This is a genomic window from Intrasporangium calvum (assembly GCF_028446585.1).
Taxonomy (GTDB): domain Bacteria; phylum Actinomycetota; class Actinomycetes; order Actinomycetales; family Dermatophilaceae; genus Intrasporangium; species Intrasporangium calvum_A.
The window spans coordinates 30,521-52,551 of record NZ_JAPFQL010000009.1; the positions used below are offsets into that span (position 1 = coordinate 30,521).

Annotated in this window: 13 protein-coding genes, 1 tRNA gene and 1 pseudogene; 13 read left to right on the top strand and 2 right to left on the bottom strand. The window is 66.8% G+C overall.

What is annotated here, in order from left to right:
* The first annotated feature begins 20 nt into the window (after window positions 1–20).
* Genes OO014_RS03530 through OO014_RS03545 form a run of 4 tightly spaced genes read left to right on the top strand, consistent with a single transcriptional unit; the run spans window position 21 to window position 7,408 of the window.
* Entirely contained in the window at window positions 21–1,496 is a 1,476-nt protein-coding gene (locus OO014_RS03530) for an ATP-binding protein (RefSeq protein WP_272460888.1), read from the top strand.
* A complete protein-coding gene (locus OO014_RS03535) occupies window positions 1,493–4,360 on the top strand; it encodes a Z1 domain-containing protein (RefSeq protein ID WP_272460889.1) in 2,868 nt (955 codons plus the stop codon). The genes OO014_RS03530 and OO014_RS03535 overlap by 4 nt, the downstream gene beginning before the upstream one ends.
* A complete protein-coding gene (locus OO014_RS03540; protein ID WP_272460890.1) occupies window positions 4,357–5,352 on the top strand; it encodes a PD-(D/E)XK motif protein in 996 nt (331 codons plus the stop codon). Before OO014_RS03535 ends, OO014_RS03540 begins: the two co-directional genes overlap by 4 nt.
* Window positions 5,345–7,408, top strand: a complete 2,064-nt coding sequence (locus OO014_RS03545) for an AIPR family protein (protein ID WP_272460891.1) — start codon at window positions 5,345–5,347, stop codon at window positions 7,406–7,408. The genes OO014_RS03540 and OO014_RS03545 overlap by 8 nt, the downstream gene beginning before the upstream one ends.
* Before the next feature lie 46 nt (window positions 7,409–7,454).
* On the opposite strand, the gene OO014_RS19345 is transcribed toward OO014_RS03545, so the two are convergent.
* On the bottom strand, window positions 7,455–8,459 hold the full coding sequence (locus OO014_RS19345) for an HNH endonuclease (RefSeq protein ID WP_420485473.1): 1,005 nt from the start codon (window positions 8,457–8,459) through the stop codon (window positions 7,455–7,457).
* Between the two features lie 811 nt (window positions 8,460–9,270).
* On the opposite strand from OO014_RS19345, the gene OO014_RS03550 reads away from it, so the two are divergent.
* The 5 genes and pseudogenes from OO014_RS03550 to OO014_RS03565 all read left to right on the top strand — a co-directional run bounded on the left by OO014_RS03550 (window position 9,271) and on the right by OO014_RS03565 (window position 13,299).
* Window positions 9,271–9,627, top strand: coding sequence for a hypothetical protein (locus OO014_RS03550; protein ID WP_272460892.1), 357 nt, complete (start codon window positions 9,271–9,273; stop codon window positions 9,625–9,627).
* Window positions 9,624–11,069: a hypothetical protein gene (locus tag OO014_RS03555; protein WP_272460893.1), complete on the top strand. Its 1,446-nt coding sequence runs from the start codon at window positions 9,624–9,626 to the stop codon at window positions 11,067–11,069. Before OO014_RS03550 ends, OO014_RS03555 begins: the two co-directional genes overlap by 4 nt.
* Window positions 11,070–11,935: 866 nt before the next feature.
* Window positions 11,936–12,142 carry a helix-turn-helix transcriptional regulator gene (locus tag OO014_RS03560; protein ID WP_272460894.1) on the top strand — a complete coding sequence of 69 codons (207 nt, stop codon included), beginning with the start codon at window positions 11,936–11,938 and terminating at the stop codon, window positions 12,140–12,142.
* Between the two features lie 218 nt (window positions 12,143–12,360).
* Window positions 12,361–12,543, top strand: a pseudogene (locus OO014_RS19350) (hypothetical protein); the annotation flags it as partial.
* 159 nt (window positions 12,544–12,702) lie between these two features.
* Window positions 12,703–13,299 carry a site-specific integrase gene (locus OO014_RS03565; protein ID WP_272460895.1) on the top strand — a complete coding sequence of 199 codons (597 nt, stop codon included), beginning with the start codon at window positions 12,703–12,705 and terminating at the stop codon, window positions 13,297–13,299.
* 137 nt (window positions 13,300–13,436) lie between these two features.
* Here OO014_RS03565 and OO014_RS03570 read toward each other — a convergent pair.
* Window positions 13,437–13,509: transfer RNA gene (locus tag OO014_RS03570), tRNA-Arg, on the bottom strand.
* A gap of 301 nt (window positions 13,510–13,810) precedes the next feature.
* Here OO014_RS03570 and OO014_RS03575 point away from each other — a divergent pair.
* From OO014_RS03575 to OO014_RS03590, 4 genes are all read left to right on the top strand, one after another.
* On the top strand, window positions 13,811–16,891 hold the full coding sequence (locus OO014_RS03575; RefSeq protein WP_272460896.1) for a M14 family metallopeptidase: 3,081 nt from the start codon (window positions 13,811–13,813) through the stop codon (window positions 16,889–16,891).
* Window positions 16,888–17,052 (top strand): hypothetical protein, encoded by a 165-nt coding sequence (locus tag OO014_RS03580; protein ID WP_272460897.1) that lies wholly within the window; start codon window positions 16,888–16,890, stop codon window positions 17,050–17,052. The genes OO014_RS03575 and OO014_RS03580 overlap by 4 nt, the downstream gene beginning before the upstream one ends.
* A gap of 224 nt (window positions 17,053–17,276) precedes the next feature.
* A complete protein-coding gene (locus OO014_RS03585; protein WP_272460898.1) occupies window positions 17,277–21,383 on the top strand; it encodes an AAA domain-containing protein in 4,107 nt (1,368 codons plus the stop codon).
* A 70-nt stretch (window positions 21,384–21,453) separates the two neighbouring features.
* On the top strand, window positions 21,454–21,849 hold the full coding sequence (locus OO014_RS03590) for a tetratricopeptide repeat protein (protein WP_272460899.1): 396 nt from the start codon (window positions 21,454–21,456) through the stop codon (window positions 21,847–21,849).
* Window positions 21,850–22,031: the final 182 nt, after the last annotated feature.

A 22,031-nucleotide genomic window follows, 5' to 3' on the forward strand; every position in this document is an offset into this window, starting at 1 on the left:
ATGAACAGGGGGACAGGCGAGTGGACGACTGGGACATCGCTGAACCGCGAGCAGACGCTCTGATCGAGTCTCTGCGCGCCTTCGGCTACTCGCCCGAGGCGGCTGTCGCAGATCTTCTCGACAACAGCATCTCGGCCGGCGCACGCACCATCGACGTTGAGTTTTACTGGAACGGCGCCGAATCCCACGTCGCCGTCCGCGATGACGGCCGCGGCATGGACAGCGCCGCACTCTTTGACGCCATGCGACCAGGGAGCGCGAGCCCGCTCGAAGAACGCGACCCGAAGGACTTGGGAAGGTTCGGGCTCGGGCTCAAGACGGCCTCGTTCTCACAAGCGCGCGAGCTCACAGTCATCACCCGAACTGCTGACTCGGAGAAGTCGGTGCGGCGGTGGGACCTGGACCTGGTTGGGGCATCCGGCGAATGGCGCCTGCTCAGATCCGCTCCTGCGTCCTTGGCCGGCGAAGATCTCGGCCTCGGCCCCGGCACCTTGGTCGTCTGGACCAAATGCGACCGTCTCGTTGGCCAAGCCGACGTAGCCGACACCAAGGCACAGTCTCGCTTTAACCAAGTCGCTCGCAAGGTGGGCGTCCACCTTGCCGCCGTCTTCCATCGGTTCATGGTGGGCCGGGGCAAGGTCACCATTAGGCTCAACGGGACCACGTTGCAGCCGTGGGACCCCTTCATGGAATCTCATCCAGCCACGCAGAACTTGGGCACGGAAAGACTTCCGTTGAAGGGTTCGCACGTCGACGTGACCCCGCTGGTGCTACCCCACCGATCCAAGTTGACGGACATAGAGCAACGGGACGGTGCCGGCGAGGCGGGCTGGAACCAACAGCAGGGATTCTACCTATACCGAGGCGACCGTCTGCTCGTGCAAGGCGACTGGCTGGGGCTCGGATTCGCCAAGGAGGAGCACACGAAACTGGCACGAATCGCCGTGGATATCCCCACCACTCTAGATCACGAGTGGCAAGTGGATGTGAAGAAATCCTCAGCGAGGGCCCCAGGTCCGCTCCAGGCTGATCTCCGACGCATCGCGACGGCGACGCGCAGGCAGGCGGAGGAAATATACCGGCACAGAGGCAAGCTCATGGTGCGCAGAACGTCGCAGGACTTCGTGATGGCGTGGCTCCAGTATAAGACACGCGATGGCGAGCTTCGCTATCGCGTGAACCGAGCGCACCCAGTCATCAGAGCACTCCTCGACGCAAGCGGCGACAATAAGCGGATCGTTGAGCGGTCGCTAAGGTTCATAGAGGAGACCATTCCGACGACCATGATCGGGGTCTCCATCGCGGACGCGCTCGACCAACAGCCCGTACCCTTCTCCGAGAGCCGTCCGGAACTCGCCCCGTTACTGCGCTTCGTGTTCGACGGCTTGGTAGACGAAGGGCTCGACAATGCAGATGCACTCGCCAGAATCGCTGCTGCAGAGCCATTCATCCAGTATCCGGAAGTCGTCGAAGCATTTAGGGAGAGCATCGCATGAGTGGGTCCATCCAAGAAGTGCGCTCGATGGTCCTCGTGCGGCTTGACGCGGCTAAACAGAGCAGCGATGAGATCACAACTGACCTGATCCATGAATGGGTTCACAAGGTTGCCAAACTTCTAGGCGCCGACGGCCAAAACAACTCTGACGAACTGGAGCAGCTCGTCCGCGACCTGGAGGCTGACTACAACGTCTACGTGGGCAACTGGACCTCCTTGGCGGATGATGGGGATCACGTCAAGTGGCTGGAGGAACGCCGTCCCGAGATCAAATGGGCCTTCTGGGACCGATACCAACGATTCATGAGAGAGCATCAGCAGCTCCCCTCGGCCAGCGTGAAGAGCGTGGCGGAAACGACCGACGACATCTTGGGACGCCTCGAGGCACCAAATCGACCGGGCGCATGGGACCGAAGAGGTCTGGTGGCCGGCCAAGTACAGTCGGGCAAAACTGGAAACTACACGGGCTTAGTGGCCAAGGCCTTGGACAGCGGATACAAGCTCGTGGTCGTGCTGGCTGGCGTGCACAACAGCCTGCGCAGCCAGACGCAAGCTCGAATAGACGAAGGCATCCTCGGCTTCGACACCCGAAAGAACCTCCGCTTCGACCAGACTGAAGGCAGCAGTCTCATCGGTGTCGGCCGATTCGGTGGCAGATTCCTTCCCGTCAACTCGTTCACATCATCCAAGGAAACCGGCGACTTCAGTCTCGCGGTAGCGAAGAACATCGGCGTTGTTGTGGGCGGAAACGACCCGATCGTGTTGGTCGTCAAAAAGCACAGGTCCATTCTCACGAACCTCTATGAGTGGGCGACTGCGCTACGCAAGGAGACCAACCCCGAAACCGGCCGGCCAATCGTCCGGGGCGTGCCCGTGCTTGTAATCGACGACGAGGCCGATTACGCCAGTGTCGACACCAACGGACCCAAGCGGGGCCAAGACCCCAAGGAGGTGGACCCGACCACGATCAACGGCCTGATTCGCAAATTCTTGGACACCTTCGAGCAGTCCGCCTACGTGGCATACACCGCGACACCGTACGCCAACATTTTCATTTCCCCGGACAAACAACACCGGGTGGCGGGAGAGGACCTCTTTCCCCGCAGCTTCATAGTCAGCCTTCCCGCCCCCAGCAGCTACATCGGTCCGGCGCGAGTGTTTGGGGTGCAGGACGACGGCTCTGCAGCACGGGAGCACATTGATTCGCTGCCCATCGTCCGTCATGTCGCCGACTACGACGCATGGCTACCCGACGGGCACAAGGCAGACGTCACCCTCCAAGGCGACCTGCCCGGCAGCCTCCGAGAAGCGATCCTCTCCTTCCTCATCGGCGGGGCGGTGCGCAGCCTTCGCGGCCAAGGTGCCAAGCACAATTCGATGCTCATCCACGTCACCCGCTACACAAACGTCCAGAGACAGGTCGCCGACCAGGTCAAGGCCACCTTGGAGGATTACACGGACCGCCTCCAGTACGGGGAGGGGAACAACCCCGCCCTTCGCACGGCGGCGCACGCCCTCTTCACCAGCGACCACCTGCCGACGACCCGGGAGCTGTTGGGCACGGAGGATGTGGCGGAGCTAGTCTCGGAGCTTCCTGACTTCGAAAGCGTCTGGGCCGAGATGGCCACAGTCGCAGCCCGCACTCGTGTTCACACCGTGAACGGAACGTCGCAAGACGCCCTCGAGTATGTGGATCACCCTGACGGTCTCAGTGTCATTGCCATCGGCGGGGACAAGTTGTCGCGTGGCCTGACCTTGGAGGGCCTCAGCGTCAGCTACTACCTCCGAGCCAGCAAGATGTACGACACCCTGATGCAGATGGGACGCTGGTTCGGGTACCGCCCGGGATACCTAGACGTTTGCCGCCTGTACACCACCGCCCATCTGACAAGGTGGTATGTAGCGATCACCGCGGCGGCCGCCGAACTCCAGTCCGAGTTCGAGGCCATGGCGGCCATCGGTCGGACACCCGAACAGTACGGACTTCGAGTGCGTCAGCATCCGGATGGTCTGCTCGTCACATCGCCGTCGAAGCTGCGCCATTCCACCAGCCTGAAGATCAGTTACTCGGCGACAATCTCCGAGACCATCTCGTTTGCAAAGAGCGCCGCAAAGGACAATTGGTCACAGCTGGAGCGGCTCCTCGGCGCGCTCGGCCCGGCCCCGAGGGCAACCGCAGGACTCAGGGTCTGGCGTCACGTCCCCCCCGATCCGGTCATATCGTTCGTAAAGGACTATGTTCCCGACAAGGCCGCCATCCAAACCCAACCCAAGGCTCTCATCGACTACATCCAATCCCGTTTGGCTGATGGCGAACTCACGACGTGGACGGTGGCGTTGGCCGATGTATCGTCCAAAGAGGCGACGGTCGAGGATATCGCCGGCCTTCGGATCGGCTTGACACGACGTGCGCCTCTCGAGGTCAGCTTGGACCGCTACACCGTCCGGCGCGTCGGCAGTCCACGGCACGAAATTGTCGATCTGGACAAGAACACGGATCTGTGGAATGACCTGCTGCGGCAGACGGTCAGGGCTTGGAACGAGAGCACGAGAAAAAACAAGTCCGAGTCTGCACCCTCCGTTCCCGGTGGTCTGTTCGAGCGGCTCTCCCGCCCAGCAGACAAGGGCCTGCTGATCCTGTACCCGCTCGATCCGGACCCTGCCCGGGTGCGACTGACGGGTGACGGTGATCACCCGTCGGCGATCGTGGATCCGCGGGAAGTCTTGGAAACACCCTTGGTCGGTTTCGCGATCTCGTTCCCGGCGTCCGACCGGGCCCAGCCGATCTCCTACCAAGTCAACAAGGTCTTCTGGGAGCAGGAATACGGCTCGTACGGGGGCGAGGATGACGAGGACGGCGTATGAATGACTATCAGACGGTGTGGGCCGAAATCGAAGGCGACCCACTAGCTGACGGCTCGCTCGTGCGGCGTGTTCTTCCCCATCTCGAGCACGATGCGTTCGTCGGCCAGCACCGACCATCACGAGAGCGCTTTGTCGAGCTGCGCCTCACCGGTGCAACTATCGGCAGCATGCCCAAGAGGGTGCCGAAGATGCGGGGCCTAGACGTCAAGGTGGTCCTCGAGACCCCGCGCCGTGCAGTCATCCAGCTGCGGGAGACCACGCCCATGCGCACGGGTCAGTTCGAGGACCTGGTCTCCGACATCCTCGCCCTCCTCGATGACTCGCCCGGCGATGGCGCTGCGAGCCGAATCATCGAGCGAGTGATCGCCTGGCAGGACTTCTTCGCTCGTCGGGACTCGCCCCTTTCCGCGGAGGCAGCGGCCGGTCTCTTCGCAGAGCTCACCCTCCTCAACGAGACAATGATCCCGGCCTTGGGACCCTCGCGGGCTGTGGACCATTGGACCGGCCCGGATCCCGGTCTCCAAGACTTCCAGTTCGCGGACGGTGCGATAGAGGTGAAGTCATACCGCGGCACCGGCTCGGGGCAACTCCACATCAGCTCAGAGCGGCAACTGGACACCACCGGGGCCGACAACCTGTTCCTCGCCTATTTGGAGCTGGATGAGCGTCAGGACGGTACAGGCGCAACGCTGTCCGACATCGTGAATGCCTCACACGACTTGGTGAAGCTCTCGCCGTATGCGGCCTCGCAACTGGGGGACAAGCTGTTGAGTGCCGGGTGGCGAGGGAGCCACGCGGACGTTCGGACCGAACGATACGCGCTGCGATCGGTCGAGATCTTCCAAGTGCTCAACGACTTCCCACGCTTGGTCCCAACCATGCTGCCTGCAGGGATAGGCAACGTGCACTACCGCATCGACCGATCGGCCCTCGAGCCCTTCCTCGTAACCATCGACCACATGACCAGAGTCTTGGGATTCACGAATGAATGACAGCCTTGCCGAGTTCAACGAGCGCCTGCAGCAAGCGGTGATCCTCGCGGCCTCTGAAGAGGGGAACGAGGCAACGCTGCCATCACGATTCGTCGAGTACATGCTTGACGTGCTCACGGAGGCAGGTGAAACAGACGACGCTAGGGCCGCATCATATGCGGCTAGGGGCGCTCGCGCGTCCGGGTTCGAGCTAAGCGAAGACGAGGGAACGCTCCACATGTTCCTTGCGGACTATCGTTCCGCGAACGGCGTAGAGAGCTTGGGAAAGGGCGATCTTGATGCCCAGTTCAAGCGCCTTCTGCGGTTCGTCGAACAGGCGAAGGATGGGCTGTGGCGCACTCTAGAAGAAACATCCACAGGTTGGGACATGGCCCAGCGCATCCATGAGGCTTGGAAGAACGTGGGAGAACTTCGCCTCACGTTACTGACCAACGCCGAACTCAAGACAAACGTGCCCGAGCCCACCGACTTCGAGGGTCGAGGGGTGCGCTATGACGTTTGGGATTTGGGCCGACTCCGAAAGCTCGACTCAAGTGGTCGAGCACAGGAGCCCATCACCGTGAACGTAGTCGAACTGTGGGGCGAGCCAATCCCCTGCTTGGGGCCACATGGTCAAAAGGACAGCTACGAGGCGTACCTACTGACGCTCCCGGGTGAGTTCTTGGCGAGCGTGTATGAACTGTATGGGCCGCGACTGTTGGAGTTGAACGTGCGATCCTTCCTCCAGTCTCGGGGAAAGGTCAATCGCGGCATCCAGGAGACGATCCGTAACGAGCCCGCGCGCTTCTTGGCATACAACAACGGCATATCCATGACGGCATCTGCAGTGGAGCTCGTGGACGCACCCGGCGGGGGGCGAGCCATCGCAGGCATCCATGACCTGCAGATAGTCAATGGCGGCCAGACGACGGCATCGTTGCACTACGCAAAAGTGAAGACCAAAGCCGATCTGTCCGAAGTGCACGTGGAGTCGAAGCTCTCTGTTGTCGAGCCCGACCGCCTCAGCGAGCTGGTACCGCTCATAAGCCAGTTCGCCAACAGTCAGAATCGCGTGAATATGGCTGACTTCACGGCGAACGACCCCTTCCACGTGGAGCTTGAGAAGCTCTCACGGATCGTCTGGGCGCCTGGCTCCGGCGGAGGACCTCACATGACTCGCTGGTACTACGAGCGGGCCCGGGGGCAATACGCCGACGCGCACGCGCGTGAACGGACTCCGGCGAGACAGCGGGAGTTTAAGAAAGTCCACCCTCTCAGTCAGAAGTTCACCAAGACAGATGTCGCGAAGTTCGAGAATACGTGGGACCAGTTGCCTTGGCTCGTTTCCCTAGGCGCGGAGAAGAACTTCCGAGAGTTCATGTTGCGGCTGGAGAAGCGGGGCCGGTTCACGCTCACCCCGGAGTACTTCCAGACGTTGGTGGCCAAGGCCATCCTGTTCCGCAGCGCTGAGCGCACCATTGGCAGTCTTCAGCTTGGAGGCTACCGCGCGCAGGCGGTCACCTATACGCTCGCGAAGCTTCTCAACGTGACCGCTCAGCGCGTCGATCTCGACGCGATCTGGAGAGCCCAAGAGATCTCGTCTCCACTCGTGCACGCCATCGAAGAGCTCGCTTCACTTGTTCACGCGAAGCTCGTGGCCTCTGCCGGGGCACGCAACATCAGCGAGTGGGCGAAGAAGGAGGACTGCTGGAAGGCGGTTCAAGCGATCGAGTGGCAGCCGAGTCGTGAACTCGTAGCCACCTTGTTGCAAGCAGGGCGTCGAACGGCGACCACGACTGATTCGAGCGTGGGTGAGATCCTCAGCGATGCGGAGAAGATTGCGATGCTGACCGTGTCGGCCGTCGCCGCCCAGACTTGGTTCGAACTGAGCCAATGGGCCAAACAAACCAACAACCTGATGCCTTGGCAGCGAAGCCTGGCCTTCAGCCTGGGAAAGAACGCGGCGGCCGGTAAGTCGAACTCCCGCAAGCAGGCAGTTCAGGGCGAGAAAATCCTTGGCGAAGCCAAACGTTTGGGGTTTGCGCCCTCAGAAGTGTCGGCGCCACCTGATAACTGATAGATGCACGGCGGCTTCGATGACGCCGCGGTCGACAGAACGGCAGTCAACGGTCGCCCGGCGGTAGCCTTCTCGCACTTCTCACTCCACTGGCAGAGGGTTGCGCGGCCTGCGCTTCGACGAAGCCACCTGCGGCTACCACCGAACCTTGTCGGCGGTGTTGCGCCCAGTGGGCTGCGAACCACTCCAAGTGGCTGTCCCCAACGCTGACTTTTAGCGGTGAACCGTCAAGGTCCGCATACGCAGGGTATTCACCCAGTTCCGGCGCTACGTCTATGCGGTTGGTACTAGGGTTGACGGCAACGAGCCCCAAGTCGAAAAGGCGATGCAAGTCCCTACGGAGCAGAAGTCCGCCTCCGTCATAATGCCTGCCGATCCCCGCATAGCTATAGAGGTGGCCTGCCTCGAGAGCGGTCGGTGGGGTGGGGCCGGTGAGTGCACAAACGGAGCCGAACTCCTTCATGAGGCTCTGACGGAAGGCCGCTTGCCCTACCCGCACCCGGACAGTTCGCTCCCGATGCCCTTCTCCCAGCCTCCGTGTGGCGGATTCGATGGAATCAAAGTTGAGGCCCAAGCCGATCGTGCGTATCGCGGCGTCGAACGCAGACCACCGGAGCGGGCGCATGCTGAGTTGCGACTTCGGCGAGTAACAGAGCGGGCGCAGATCCGCGCCCGTAAGCGTACCCATTAGGTCGGTCCACGCGACGTCATGGATTGATTCGTAGGTCGTGACGTCCACTTCCACGGTCTTCGGAGTGTCAAAGATCCCCAAGCACTTGTAGCACTTATACCGTGGCGACTTGGTGCGCCGTGCCTTGATCCCTGCCTTCCCGCAATGCGGGCAGCGGTGTAATGCCTTCACAGCAGTGCCGACCCTGACGTCCTCAATCACCGAGGCACCCAAGAGCACATGCTTGTCCCAGAGTGCGATGCGATCGCCCGGAGAGACGGCCGCGTGGTTCTGCACTGTGGAGTCCCAACGGTAAACCGTTGACGGATCATCCGTGTAGCCGTCGTTTCCGCCGTGCTCTCGGTCTTTGCCGACCGCCATGAGTAGCCAGCTTGCTGGCTCGCGGGAGCCGTCCCTGCGTACTTCATCCACGGTATAGGAGTATCACTCCACAGGGACACTCGCATTGGTGGGCCCAAGAGTGCCCGGCGACTTGACGGACCGGTGTTGTACACCAACGGTATGGACTCAACTCCGGCGACTTTGAATTCGGAACGATCAGGCGCAGCTGCCGGAGACCTTGGCGGGCAGCCTTGACCGACCGACCGAAGGCCTAGGGCGAAGCCGCCCACTCCAAGTCATCGGATGTGGCGATCATCCACGTGCCATCGCCGAACTGAATCTCCGAAAGTCGACCCGTCTGGCTCCTGAGTGCGTTCACGCAGTAGAAAGGCGCCCCGTCGCGCGCACACGCTTCGCCGTCACGCGTCGAGACGGCATGGAACCAGCCGAGCGGCCTATGTAGCTGCCTGACGTCTCCCATGCATGTAGTCTCCCATCCTTCTGTGACGTCCTCCCGCTAGTGCAGTTGTGTGTGAGTCTGCTCGGAACTCAACGGTGTGATCCGCCGGGTGACTCCCCACGAGGCCTTGCGAACCTTGGCATCGTGGCTGCGTCGCCCGCTCGGGAATCTTCGGATCGGCGCCCCGCCAGTGCTTGTACTCATTCGCACACGCGCCACCTCGAGGACGCGCGTGAGTGGCCTGCGCCAGGTTAGCTAGCGCGGCTTCGGGCCGGGTCGTGGCGGACGTTGGCTAACTCCTGCACGCCGACCGTCCGACGCCGAGAAACGCCTTAGGTCGCGTGAGGGCTTCCCCGTTGATGCGGGAGGCCGAGCCGAGAAGGAGCGACCATGTCTGATCCGAACACTGTGACCTACCCAGACCCCATCCAGGTCTTTGGTCGCGTGGGTGAGCTGCTGGAGGCGACCGCGCGACGTGTGTGGGCGCAAGCCGAAGCCGAGGGCCCGCTCACTCCGAGGTACACCCTCGCCCAGGACATCCATCTGACTGCCGCGCTCACCGCAGGGCTCGTCCCGCCGGACGTGCAGGTTCTTGGGCTCGACGAGGTGCGGCTTCCAGCGGACCCGGTGGAGGCGCTGCGGGAGGTGGATGCGCTGCTGAGCGGCGTTCCCGTCGACGCGCTGCCTCCCGGGGCCTCCCAAGTTGTGGTGCGGCTGGCGGAGCTGGTTCGCGAGGTCCGCGGATGAGCGCCCGAGTCAGCCGTAGCGTCGGGGAGCTCCTGCTCGAGGCCGACACTGGGACCCGAGCGCTGTTGTTCGACGTCACCGGAGACGACGCGCCGGCCATGCTGCGCACGTGGGGTGAAGTGGTCCAGGCCGCTGCCGAACTGTGGTCGGCACTGCCGGCCCTCCCTGGGGACCAGTCGGGCCGTGGCCAGCGCATGAACCAGCTCCACGCCATCTCCCAAGGGATGCACCGCACCCAGCTGCGGCAGGGCTGGCCCGGGGAGGGTCCGTCCGACGAGCGGCTCCTGCGCGTAGCCGAGAACTTCAGTGCTGCACGGGATCTGGTGGCGCGCCACACCTCGTCCAGGTCCGTCCCGCGATCGGCTGAGTCGATGCGGGACGTCGAAGCCGCCCGGACCCGGACCATGCACGCCCTCTACGTCGGTGCCCACGCCGTCGGCGTCGCTGTCCGCGAGCACATCCGTGACCTGAAGGAGACGCCAGGCATCGAGAAGGCCTGGACCGGCGCCTCACGTGGCATCCCGCGCGGGCAGGAAGCGCTGAAGCGCCTCATGGCGTTCGAGCAGCTCGCCGGCAGCCACCTCGGCGCCGGGCTCGCCACGGCCCTGAGCGGTGAACGTCAAGACGGGTATGCCGGTCTCGCCCGTCTCTCGGACGCAATCGCCCGCTGGGACCTGCAGGCCCACCGGACCTTGGCCGCGGCCGTGACGCCCGCGAACTTGGCCGCGATCGCGCGGTCCCAAGCCATGGTGCACCGCGCGTGTCTCGTGCTGATGCGAGCTGCCGCACACACCGGCGTCGCCGACCCGACGACGTTTGAGGACCGCAGTGCGCCCGCTCTGGAGGCCGCGATGCGGACCGCCAGCCATGTGGCCAGCCAGTGGAGCGCCCTGACCAGCCCACAGACGCGCCGGGTGGACCCGCTGCTGTGGTCCGCCGATGCAGAACTCCAAGCTGCGACGCGTGAACTCATCCACGACAAGACGGTGCTCGCCGAACCCACACTGATCGCCCAGCGTGCAGATCTCCGAGAGGCTGCACCGGTCGTCGCGGTCGCGACCGCCGCAGCTGTGGAGCTCGGCTGCGCCGTCCGTGATGCCGTGAACGATAGGACGCTCACAGGGCCCGCTCAGGCAATGATCAAGTTGGCCCGCCAGGCGATGGCTGCCCCAGGACCAGGCGACCTCGACGACCTCGGGGAGAGCGTCAGCGCGAGCGACCTTCACCACAACCGGCTGATCCCGCTGATAGCCCGGGTCCGCGACGTACTCGCTCGAAGCAGCGCTGAGAACATCGAGCGGGCCGCCGATGCGTCCTCCGCTGTCAGTGCGCACTGGCGCCCGCGATCGCCCGCGGGCACCCAGCCCGAAGCGACCCAAAGCCGGCACGCCGTGCACGTCCCCTCGCCGGCTGCCAGTCTGTGTGGGCCGGCGATCTCATGACCTGGTCGCCGCGCGCGCCTCGCCCGTCGGGCGCGATGTGGCGTAGTTGGACCCTCAGGATCTAGAACCCAAATCGACACGTAGATCGACCGCTGCGGCCCCTGCCCACTTGCTGGCAGGGGCCGCGTCGTCCTGCCGCTCGTTGGCTCGATACCTGTCCTGTCGAGGTCACTGTCCACCTTGGCGCGCCGCAGACGCTCTCCCATCAGAGTCAATGCGGCCTCTGCCAGCTGCCCAGTCCCGCGGGGAGGCGTGCAGGTGCTGGGTGTGTGTCTACTTGAAGTGGACATGTGTGTGGGAATCCCCCCCAAAGGCCGACCTCGCGTCGATTCCAGCCCACGCCGTCGAGCCCGCCCTCCTTTCGAGAGCAGGCTGTTCGCTGACCCTCGGAGGGTGTGCGCACGCCCGCACCGAGGGCGACCCACGCCGGTTCGTGGGCCTAGAGGTCAATCACCGGGGCCGTCATCGTTTTGGTGTCGCGGCTGAGGGCCTGTCCAGCGCCGCGTCATACCGTGGCTAGCCCATGGGCAGCCCCTCGGCCCCGCTGCTCGAGGTGGCGGTCACGTCCGCTTGGGGAGGGAACCCCACGTGTCTGGCCATGCCCACGGTGGTGCTACCTCCTTGTGGGCCGTCTGAAGAGTGGCCGGGATCTGTGCTGCTGGCTCGACGAGCCGGACGGCGTTGACACGACACGGGGGCCTCCTCTCCACCATCCCTATGGAGGGATGCCACGGTCCGGCGGTCACCTGAACGGGAGAAACTTCGGACGCCACGTGGACGACCCGCTGGGCCGTGATCGTGTAAGCGCGACTCAGTCCCTTAGGGCTAGTGAGACCCACTCGAAGTCCCCGTGAGAGGTGCCGAACATGACGAGCGAAAAGCCGAGCGGGGTCGACACATCGACTCCGCCCCTGTGGACCATTCACGACGTTTCGACCTTCCTGGCTGTCCCAGTTGGCACGCTGTACCAGTGGCGCCATCGAGGGGAGGGGCCGCCGGCTATGCGCCTCGGCCGGCACCTGCGATTCGACCCTGGCGCGGTGAAGCGTTGGGCCCTAGACCAGGTGGCGTAGATGAGGGAGCAACAGGTGGCGGCAGGCACCCGGCGCCGCCGGTCATGCCGCGACGCAGAATGGCGTGACTGATGGCCTCCATCGTCCGTCGGCCGAGCGGTCGCTGGCAGGCCACCTACACGGCCTACGGTCGCGAGTTCTCGAAGAGCTTTGACCGAAAGGTCGACGCCGTGGCCTGGGCGCGCAGCGCCGAGCAGGACATTCAGCGCGGTGCGTGGATGGATCCCAGGCGGTCACGCATAGCCGTCGACAAGTGGATCGATATCTGGCTGCCCACGCGTAGGTCGGACCTGCGAGCCACCTCATTCGAGCGACTGCAGTCCATCTGCGACCGCCATATCCGGCCGTGGTGGGGGCAGCGGCAGCTCGACCACATCACGAACGCTGAGGTGCGGCGCTGGTCGGCAGATCTGCAGCATCACCTCGCACCTCGAACCGCGCGGAAGGTACTTCTTGCGTTCCGGCAGCTCTTGTCCGCCGCCGTGGACGACCGCCGGCTCGCCGTCAACCCTGCCGCTCGCGTACCGATGCCGGCCGATCACGGCGCAGAGCGAGCGTGGATGTCCCTCGAGGAGGCCGTCGCCCTTCGTGATGCCATCGACCCCAAGTACCGCGCGGTCGTCCTCCTCGGCTACTGGTGCGGCCTGAGGTTCGGAGAGCTCAGTGCACTGCGCCGGTGTGACGTGGACGTCGAGCGATCCCGCATCCTGGTTCGCCGGACCGCTCAGCAGGCGAGTGGGAGGATCACGTTCGGTCCACCCAAAACCGGGGCCGGACGGCGCACTGTGCCCGTGTCGCGGACCGTCATGCGAGAGCTCTGCGAGTACATGGACGCGTACACGGACACCTCGGCGGAGTCTCTCCTTGTGACGACCGCGGCGGACACCCCACTGAACCGGCAGAACTTCCTACGCCGCGTCTGGCGCCCTGCTCTCAAGAGCGCCGGGCTCCCAGCCGAGCTCACGCCGCACAGCATGCGCCATGGATATGCGTCGTTGCTCATCTCCGGCGGATTCTCCGTCAAGGAGGTATCGCAGTGGTGCGGCCATGCATCGACCTCCATCACCCTGTCCGTCTACGCGCATGTGGCGAGCCAGCAGGAGGACGACGCGCCCGAGCGTCTCGAGACGCTCCTGTCAGGCTTTGACACTGACTGACGCGGGTTCATCCGACCGCTCGCGAAATCTCTGACGGAATTCTGGCGGAACTTCGGGTCTCTCAGGCCACACTCAGACGGCTCTGGAAGGCCTGATAGATTCGCGTTTTCGCAGGTCAGGGCCACAATGGCGCGGAGTGCCCCCGGCAGGATTCGAACCTGCGACACCCGCTTTAGGAGAGCGGTGCTCTATCCCCTGAGCTACGAGGGCGGGACAGCCCGGCCATTGTGTCAGGTCGTCCCACTGTGCTCCGAATTGGTCGCCGAGGCACTGCCGGCACTCGTGTGCGGTGCCGCCCAAGAACTCCGGGCCGTATGCCGCTGGGCTCGCCCCGCGCCCACCCGACCCTGGGAGCGGAGCCGGCTCAGCGGCATACGGCAGCCTCTGTCGTCGACCAAGAGGTTGGGGTGGCGCGATCTCCGCGAGAGTGGCAGTGTGATCTGAGTCACTTCGCCACGGAAGCTGACATCACGAACTGCAGGGGGATGCGATGCGGCGTCTGCGTGTGTTCATGCTTGTCTCGGCAATGGTCGGCGCGCTGCTCGTCGGGCTGACCCCGGCGGCGTCGAGCAGCCCGCCGGGCGGTGGAGAGCTCGACGCCTACACGGCGGTCGTCACGCCCGAGCAGCTGGGTGAGCTGGCGAGACAAGGGCATGACCTCCACGAGGGGCGCACGACGAGCGCCAACGAGGTCACTGTCGACCTCATCCTGACCCCGGCCCAGCGGGACCAGCTGCGCAAGCAGGGCATCGACCCGCAGCTGACGCGCGTCAAGGGCGGCAAGACGGTCAAGGAGTTCGCGGCTGCTGAGGCGGCCGGCGGCTTCACCGTGTGGCGTTCGTGGGACGAGCCGGGCGGCATCAGGGACCAGCTCGTGCAGGCGGCCGCCGCCAACCCGCAGGTCGCCAAGCTCGTCAAGATCGGCACGACAGTCCAGGGCCGCGACATCCTCGCGATCAAGCTGACCCAGGGCGCGAACGGCATCGCCGACGGGAGCCGCCCCGCCGTCCTCTACAGCGCGACCCAGCACGCTCGCGAGTGGATCTCCACCGAGATCGACCGTCGGCTGATGAACTGGTACATCGACCGGTGGCGCGCCAACGACCCCGCCGTGCGCAGCCTCCTGCAGTCGACGGAGCTGTGGTTCGTCCCGGTCGCCAACCCGGACGGCTACCAGTACACGTTCGAGGTCGAGCGTCTGTGGCGAAAGAACCTGCGCGACAACAACAATGACGGCCTGATCGCCACCGGTGACGGCGTCGACCTCAACCGCAACTTCCCCAACCACTGGGCCTACGACGAGGAGGGCTCCTCCTCCATCCAGTCGAGCGAGACCTACCGGGGCACCGCGCCCGTGTCCGAGCCGGAGACGGCCGCGATGAAGGGCCTGCTGGACAAGATCGGGTTCGCCTTCCAGGTCAACTACCACTCCAACGGCCAGTGGCTGCTCTACGCCGAGGGCTGGCAGATCGGCACGCCCACCGCCGACGACCCGATCTACTACGCCATGTCGGGCAACCTCGACGAGCCCGCCATCAAGGACTTCCACCCCGGCCTCAGCTCGGACGTCCTCTACGTCACCAACGGCGAGACGACCGACTACGCCCACGTCGCGACGGGCGCCCTCGCCTGGACCCCCGAGCTGTCGGCTGGGTGTGACGGCTGTGGCTTCGTCTTCCCGGACGACGAGACCCTCGTGCAGGAGGAGTTCGAGCGCAACCTGCCCTTCGCCCAGTCCGTGGCGAAGTCGGCCCTTGACCCGGACGACCCGGTGTCCGTGCTCGGCATCGACACCAAGCCCTTCTATTTGGAGAGCGACGACCCGTACAAGAGGGGCAACCCGCACACGGATCTGACCTTCGCCTACTCCTACGGCGACCCGCAGCCCGTGGCCGTCATCGCCAAGCGCAGCCTCGGCGCGGTCACGGTGAAGTGGCAGGTCAACGGCGGTGCCGTCAAGTCTGCCCCCACGTCCGAGTGGGCTGGGGGAGAGCGATACTCGCCGGCCGCCACTCACTACCGCCAGATGCGCGGCGTCGTCACGGGCACGAGTCCCGGCGACTCGGTCAAGGTCTGGTTCGAGGGCGGCGGCGCCACCAGCCCGTCGTTCACCTACCAGGCTGTGTCCGAGACCGGCAACCGCGTCGTCGTCGTCGCGGCCGAGGACTACACCGGGGCCTCCCCGCTGCAGAAGGGGACCGGTCCCCACTACGTCGACTACTACCTCGACGCGCTCAAGGCCAACGGCGTGCAGGCCGACGTCTACGACGTCGACGCCCGGGGCCGCACGGCTCCCGACCTGCTCGGCGTGCTGAGTCACTACGACGCCGCGATCTGGTACTCGGCCGACGACATCATCACCCGCACCCCCGGCCGCGGGCCGGGCAACGTCGACCGGCTCGCGCTCGACGAGATGCTCGAGTTCCGCGCCTACCTCAACGAGGGCGGCAGGGTCGCCTACACGAGCGACTTCGCCGGCAACCAGTACACCGGCAATGTCGGCGGCCAGCTCTACGACCCCAAGGGCGAGATCGCCTGTGTGCCATTGCCAGCCGGCGTCGACGAGCGTCGCTGCCTGCCGCTCGCCGGTTCGGGTGACGGGACCAACGACGTCCTGCAGTACTGGTTCGGCGGCTACGTCGCCGTCGAGGGGGACGGGCTCGACGCCCAGGGCAAGACCTTCGGCGTGAACGGCATCGACGACCCCTTCACCGGCCTCACCTGGACCCTCAACGGGCCCAAGAGCGCCAAGAACCAGGACGACACGATGTCCTATGTCGCGACGAGCGGGATCCTCCCGGTCGAGGAGTTCAAGGAGTTCGAGAGCTGGCCGTCGGCCGTGTGGGACAAGCCGGGCGGGCCCTACGCCCCGCACACCGGGGAGCAGTACGCCTACTCGCAGATCGCCGACATCTCCTACAAGCGACTGACCCGCACCATCACCGTGCCGTCCGGGGGGACCACCCTCTCCTTCTGGACCTCCTACGACACCGAGCCGGCCTGGGACTACCTCTTCGTCGAGGCCCGCACCGCCGGCGGGGAGGACTGGACGACACTTCCGGACCAGAACGGCCACACCACCACCTCCACCGGCGACAGCTGTGCCGAGGGCTGGCGTGACCTGCACCCGCAGCTCGACCACTACCAGACGTGGGACAGCGAGACGGGCGCGTGCACGCCGACCGGCACGACCGGCTCGTGGAACGCCGCGAGCGGCAACTCCGGTGCCTGGCAGCAGTGGTCCGTCGACCTGTCCGCCTACGCCGGTGGCCAGGTCGAGGTCTCCATCGCCTATGCGAGCGACTGGGCCGTCCAGGGCCTGGGCGTGTTCGTCGACGACATCGTCGTGTCGACCGGAGAGGGAAACACGTCCTTCGAATCCGGGCTCGAGGGCTGGGACGTCAGCGGCGCGCCTGAGGGCGGCGGCTCCAACGCGAACGACTGGATCGCCACCGACGCCTCCGGCTTCCCCGTCGGGGCCGCCATCTCCACCCCGGACACGCTGCTCATGGGCTTCGGCCTCGAGGGTGTGACGGGTTCGGAGGGACGCGTCGCCGTGATGGGTCGCGTGCTCGACCACCTGCTCCCGTGACCCGGCTGCGTGACCGCAAGCGCATCGAGGCTCCGACTCCAGGCTCCGAGGGTGACCCCCACAAGACGTGGGTGGACCTCGACGGCGGTGTCGTTCACCTGACCCTCCCGCCGGAGCGCGCGATGTCAGGTCGTCTCGAGGACGCCGAAGGACCCACCTGAGCCGTATGCCGCTGGGCTCGCCCCGCACGGACGCCACCTTTGGGCGCGGGGCCGGCTCAGCGGCATACGACATCTGGCGGCCATGTCCGGACCCACCCTGTGACGCAACACGCCCGGAACCGGTGAACTCACCGTGCTGCCACCGGTGTGAGTTTTGTGGCGCCGGGCGTGTTGCGGCGCCTGCCGGTGGCCTCTGGGGTGACCTTCTTGGTTAGCCTGCAGGAATGACCGACGCCCCACGACCCGCCGCCCAGCCGGCCGAGGCGATGTCGGGGGACCCACGCGCCGACCGAGTCGCGGCAGCGGTGAAGGCGTGGCAGCGTTCGCTCGTCGATCTCGGCGGCCGCAACACCCTGCTCTGGTATCGCGACCTGCCATCCGGCACCCTCGACCTCACCACCGCCCACCCCGGCGGTGTCTCCATGCTTCTCGCCGGCCGTCGTACCCGGCTGTCCGACCTCATGCGCGAGCCGGCCGCGCTCGCCGAGGCGAGGCGGCGCGCCCGGGCGATCCGCGCCAAGGCGCAGGAGCTGAAGGAGGAGCGGGGCATCGCGGCCGGCTTCCTCGCGATCGGCATGGCCACCTGGACGGTCGCGCGGGCACCTCGGCCCCCGGCGGCGCCCGTCCTGCTCTGGCCGCTCGAGCTGCGCCCTACCGGTCCGGCACAGGAGGACTTCGACATCGTCCTGGGGCCCGAGGTCGAGTTCAACCCGGTCCTGATCGAGTACCTGCGGTCCGAGCAAGGGCTCGAGATCGACGGCGAGGCGCTCGCCGACCTCGCCACCCGGGGTGACACGTTCGACCCCTATCCCGTCTTCGCCGCGCTCCAGTCCCAGTGCGCCCACGTGCCGGACCTCGCCATCGCGCCACGCCTCGTCGTCGGCACCTTCTCCTACGCCAAGCTGCCGATGGTCGCGGACCTCGCGCTCCAGGGCTCCGACCTCGCAGACCATGACGTCGTCGCGGCCCTCGCCGGGGACGAGTCGGCGCTGGCGGCGGTGCGGCTGCGCGTGCCCGAGTCCGACCCCGAGCCCGACCCGGAGCACGAGCACCTCGTCCTCGACGCCGACTCGTCGCAGCACGCGGCGATCGACGCCGTCCGGGCCGGCGCGCACCTCGTCATCAAGGGTCCGCCGGGCACCGGCAAGTCCCAGACCATCGCCAACCTCATCGCCGCTCTCGCCGCCGAGGGCAAGTCCACGCTCTTCGTCGCCGAGAAGCGCGCCGCCATCGACGCCGTCGTCGGCCGGCTCGACCGTCTCGGGCTCGGCGACCTCGTGCTCGACGCCTACGACGGCATGACCAACCGGCGTGCGGCTGCCCAGCAGTTCGCCCGCACGCTCGACTGGGCCATGCGCGAGGACCGTGACGTGCCAGGTCTCGACGTGGCGTCGGCGCCCGGACGCGGCGAGGCCGACATCCCCGTGTCGGTCCTGCGCGACCGGCGGGGCCGGCTCGTGGCGCACACCCGGGCGATGCACGCGGTACGGCAGCCGTGGGGCGTGTCGGTGCACCAGGTCCAGGAAGCCCTCGCGGAGCTGGCCACGAGGCAGCCGTCGCCGACGTCGCGCGTCCGGCTCAGCGGCGCGACCCTGGCCGGCATCGACCGTGACCGGATCCGCGCCCTCTCTGGTCGGCTGCGCGACGCCGCCGGGCTGGGGGCCTGGTCGCAGGAGGGCGACGACCCGTGGTTCGGGGCGCGCATCCTCACCCCCGACGAGGCGGCGAGGGCGCTCGACATCGCCACCCGCTACAGCACGGCCGAGCTCGACGAGGCGGCTGCCCGGCTGGGGGCCATCCTCGGCGAGTCGCACGTCCCGGCGGCCAGCTCCATCGCCGAGTGGCAGTCGGCCCTCGAGACGATGTCGGCGGTGCGGCACACCCTGGAGGTCTTCCGGCCCGAAGTGTTCGACATCCCGCTCGACGAGCACATCGCAGCGACGGCGAGTGCGCAGTGGCGGGCCGAGCACGACGTCGACATGGGCTGGGTCACCCGCTGGAAGGTGCGGCAGCAGGCCAAGCGGCTGCTGCGTCCGGGTAGGCCGCCCGAGGACCTGCACGCCGAGCTGGTCTCCGCCAGGGAGCAGCGACGGCAGTGGTTCGCCCTCGTCGGCGGCGGGGGCCGGCCCTCCATCTCGCCCCGACTCGACGAGGCGCTCGAGGTGCGCGACCGGCTTCTCGCCGACCTCCGCTGGCTCGAGGAACGGCTGCCGACCGACGGTGACGGTGGCGGCGAGCTCACCGGGCTTTCTCTCGCGAATCTGCGCGACCGGTTGGTCGCCCTGGCGGCTCGCCCCGAGCGGGTCGCCGTCCTGCCGCACGTCACTGCGGTCCTCGACGAGCTCCGGGCAGCCGGGCTCGGGCCGCTGGTGGACGACCTGGCTGCGCGCGGCGTCGCCCCCGCCGCGGTCCCCGCCGAGGTCGACCTCGTCTGGTGGGCGTCACTGGCGCAGGAGATCAGCCTGCGCGACCCGGCCTACGGTGCCCACGACGGGGAAGGGCTGCGTCGCGTCGCCGAGGAGTTCGCGGCTGCCGACCGCGCGCACCTGCGCGCCACGGTGCAGCGCGTCCGTGAGGCCGTTGCCCGGAACATCCGTGAGGTGCTGGGGGACAACCCGGCCCAGGAGGCGCTCGTGCGCGCCGAAGCCGGGCGAGCCCGCCGGCACAAGCCCCTCCGAGACCTCATGCCCGCCGCTTCGGCAGCACTGACCGCCATCAAGCCGTGCTGGGCGATGAGCCCGCTCGTCGTCGCCTCGACGCTGCCTCCCGGGCGCTGGTTCGACGTCGTCATCTTCGACGAGGCGTCCCAGGTCCAGCCGGCCCAGGCGATCTCCGCCGTCTCGCGCGGGCGGCAGGTCGTCGTCGCCGGCGACGAGCGACAACTGCCGCCGACGAACTTCTTCACCGTCGTCTCCGACGACGAGGGTGCCGTCCCACCCGAGGAGGACGTGCTCACCGCGGGGTTCGAGTCGGTGCTCGATGTGCTGGCCGCCGCCCTCCCGACGCGGCGGCTGGGTTGGCACTACCGCAGCCGCGACGAGCGCCTCATCGCGTTCGCGAACGCCGCGATGTATGACGGCGGCCTGACCACGTTCCCGGGCACCGCGGTCGAGTCGGCCCTGACGTTCGAGCCGGTGGACGGGCAGGCCGTCGTACAACCCGGCGAGCAGACCATCGAGTCCACGACTGCCGAGGTCGAGCGAGTCGTCAGCCTCGTGCTCGACCATGCTCGGCGCCGGCCGAAGGAGTCGCTGGGGGTGATCGCTCTCGGCATCAAGCACGCGAACCGCCTCGAGGAGGCCATCACCGCGGCGCTGCGCGATGCCCCCGAGGTGGCCGGCTTCTTCGACCCGGACCGGGACGAGCACTTCTTCGTCAAGAACCTCGAGCGGGTCCAGGGCGACGAGCGCGACGCCATCATCCTGTCCATCGGCTACGGCAAGACGCCGCACGGCCGGGTGCTGCACCGGTTCGGCCCTCTCAACACGGAGGGCGGTGAGCGCCGGCTCAACGTCGCGATCACGCGGGCCCGTGCGCGGATGACCGTCGTCTCGTCCCTGCTGGCGGCCGACCTCGATCCGGCTCGGCTGAGGGCACGCGGCGCGGTGATGCTCCGTGACTTCCTCGCCTACGCGGAGTCCAGGGGCGCTTCGCTGCCCGGGACCGCTACCGCCGCGCGCGAGCCCAGCCGCGATGCCCTGCGGGACGACCTGGCCGCCCGGCTGCGTCGCGAGGGCTTCGTGGTCCACGAGGACTACGGCAGCGCCGACCAGCGGATCGACCTCGCGATCGAGGACCCCTACCATCGCGGTCGGGTGCTCGTGGCCGTCGAGACCGACGGGCCGCGCTACGCGTCGATGCGCAGCACGCGCGACCGGGATCGACTCCGTCCCGAGCAGCTGTCCCGCCTCGGCTGGCTCCACCTGCGGGTGTGGACCACCGACCTGTTCCGCGACCCTGCCCGCGAGATCTCTCGCATCGTGCGGGTGGCTCGGGATGATCGGCGGCCGACGATGCTCGGCGAGCCGCCCGTGGCCGCGCCGCCGCGTCCCGAGTCGGTTCAGGCCGAGCCCGCACGAGACGAGCCGGCTGGTGGGGGTCCCGACGGCGCGCCCCCGTCCCGCAACGGTTCGCCTCTTGAAGACGGTGCCGAGCCGGTCCCGGGACGTCGTCGCCGCCGACGAGTGTTTCGCAAGGGCACGGCCGAGTCGGCCACCGACGAGTCCTACGGCTCGACCGCGGACGACACCGATCGCGGTTGGGGAGAGACGCTCGAGAGCGGGTCGCGCGACCAGTGGCTCCAGGACCAGCGTCCGCCGCACTACGAGTAGCCGTGGCGCCCGGGCCTCTGGGCCCCGCGGGCGGTGGAATGTTGAGGCTGGACCCGGCGTTCTGGTGGGCATGAACGCCACCTCGACGCCCTTCAGCCTGCGTTACGGATGGGCCCGAGGCCTCTTCGAGAGCGGTGATCACCTCGCAGCGGCCTCGGCTTTCGCCGAACTCCTGGCCGAGGCCGAAGCAGCCGCCACCGACGACACGCAGCCCTTCCTGCACTCGACCACCGACCTGAGAGAGTTCCTGGCACGGGCCTACTTCCACTCGGCTCAGTTCCGCAAGGCCGAGGCGGTCCTGCGCGGCCTCATCGAGGAGTCGCCCACGGACGGCTATGCGCACCTGCTGCTCGGTCGGACGTTGCAGCGGGCCGGGCGTCACGCGGAGGCGGCGCGCCCGCTTGCCCTCGCCGAGATCCTCGGCGACTACGAGCGTCCCCAGGCCTACGGCGGCCCCGCCGAGTAGCCCGCTGGGCGTCCAGGCTCGACCACTTTCCCGCACGTGCGGGAGTGTCGGGCTGTCCGGTTCGGGCCCAGGCGGGAAAGTCGCGCCGCCGATACCGCGGACCCTCCGGGGCCCGCTGGTCTCGGCTTCCACACCGAAAGAGCAGCTCGTCCGCTCCGGACACCGGCCCGGGCGGACGAGCT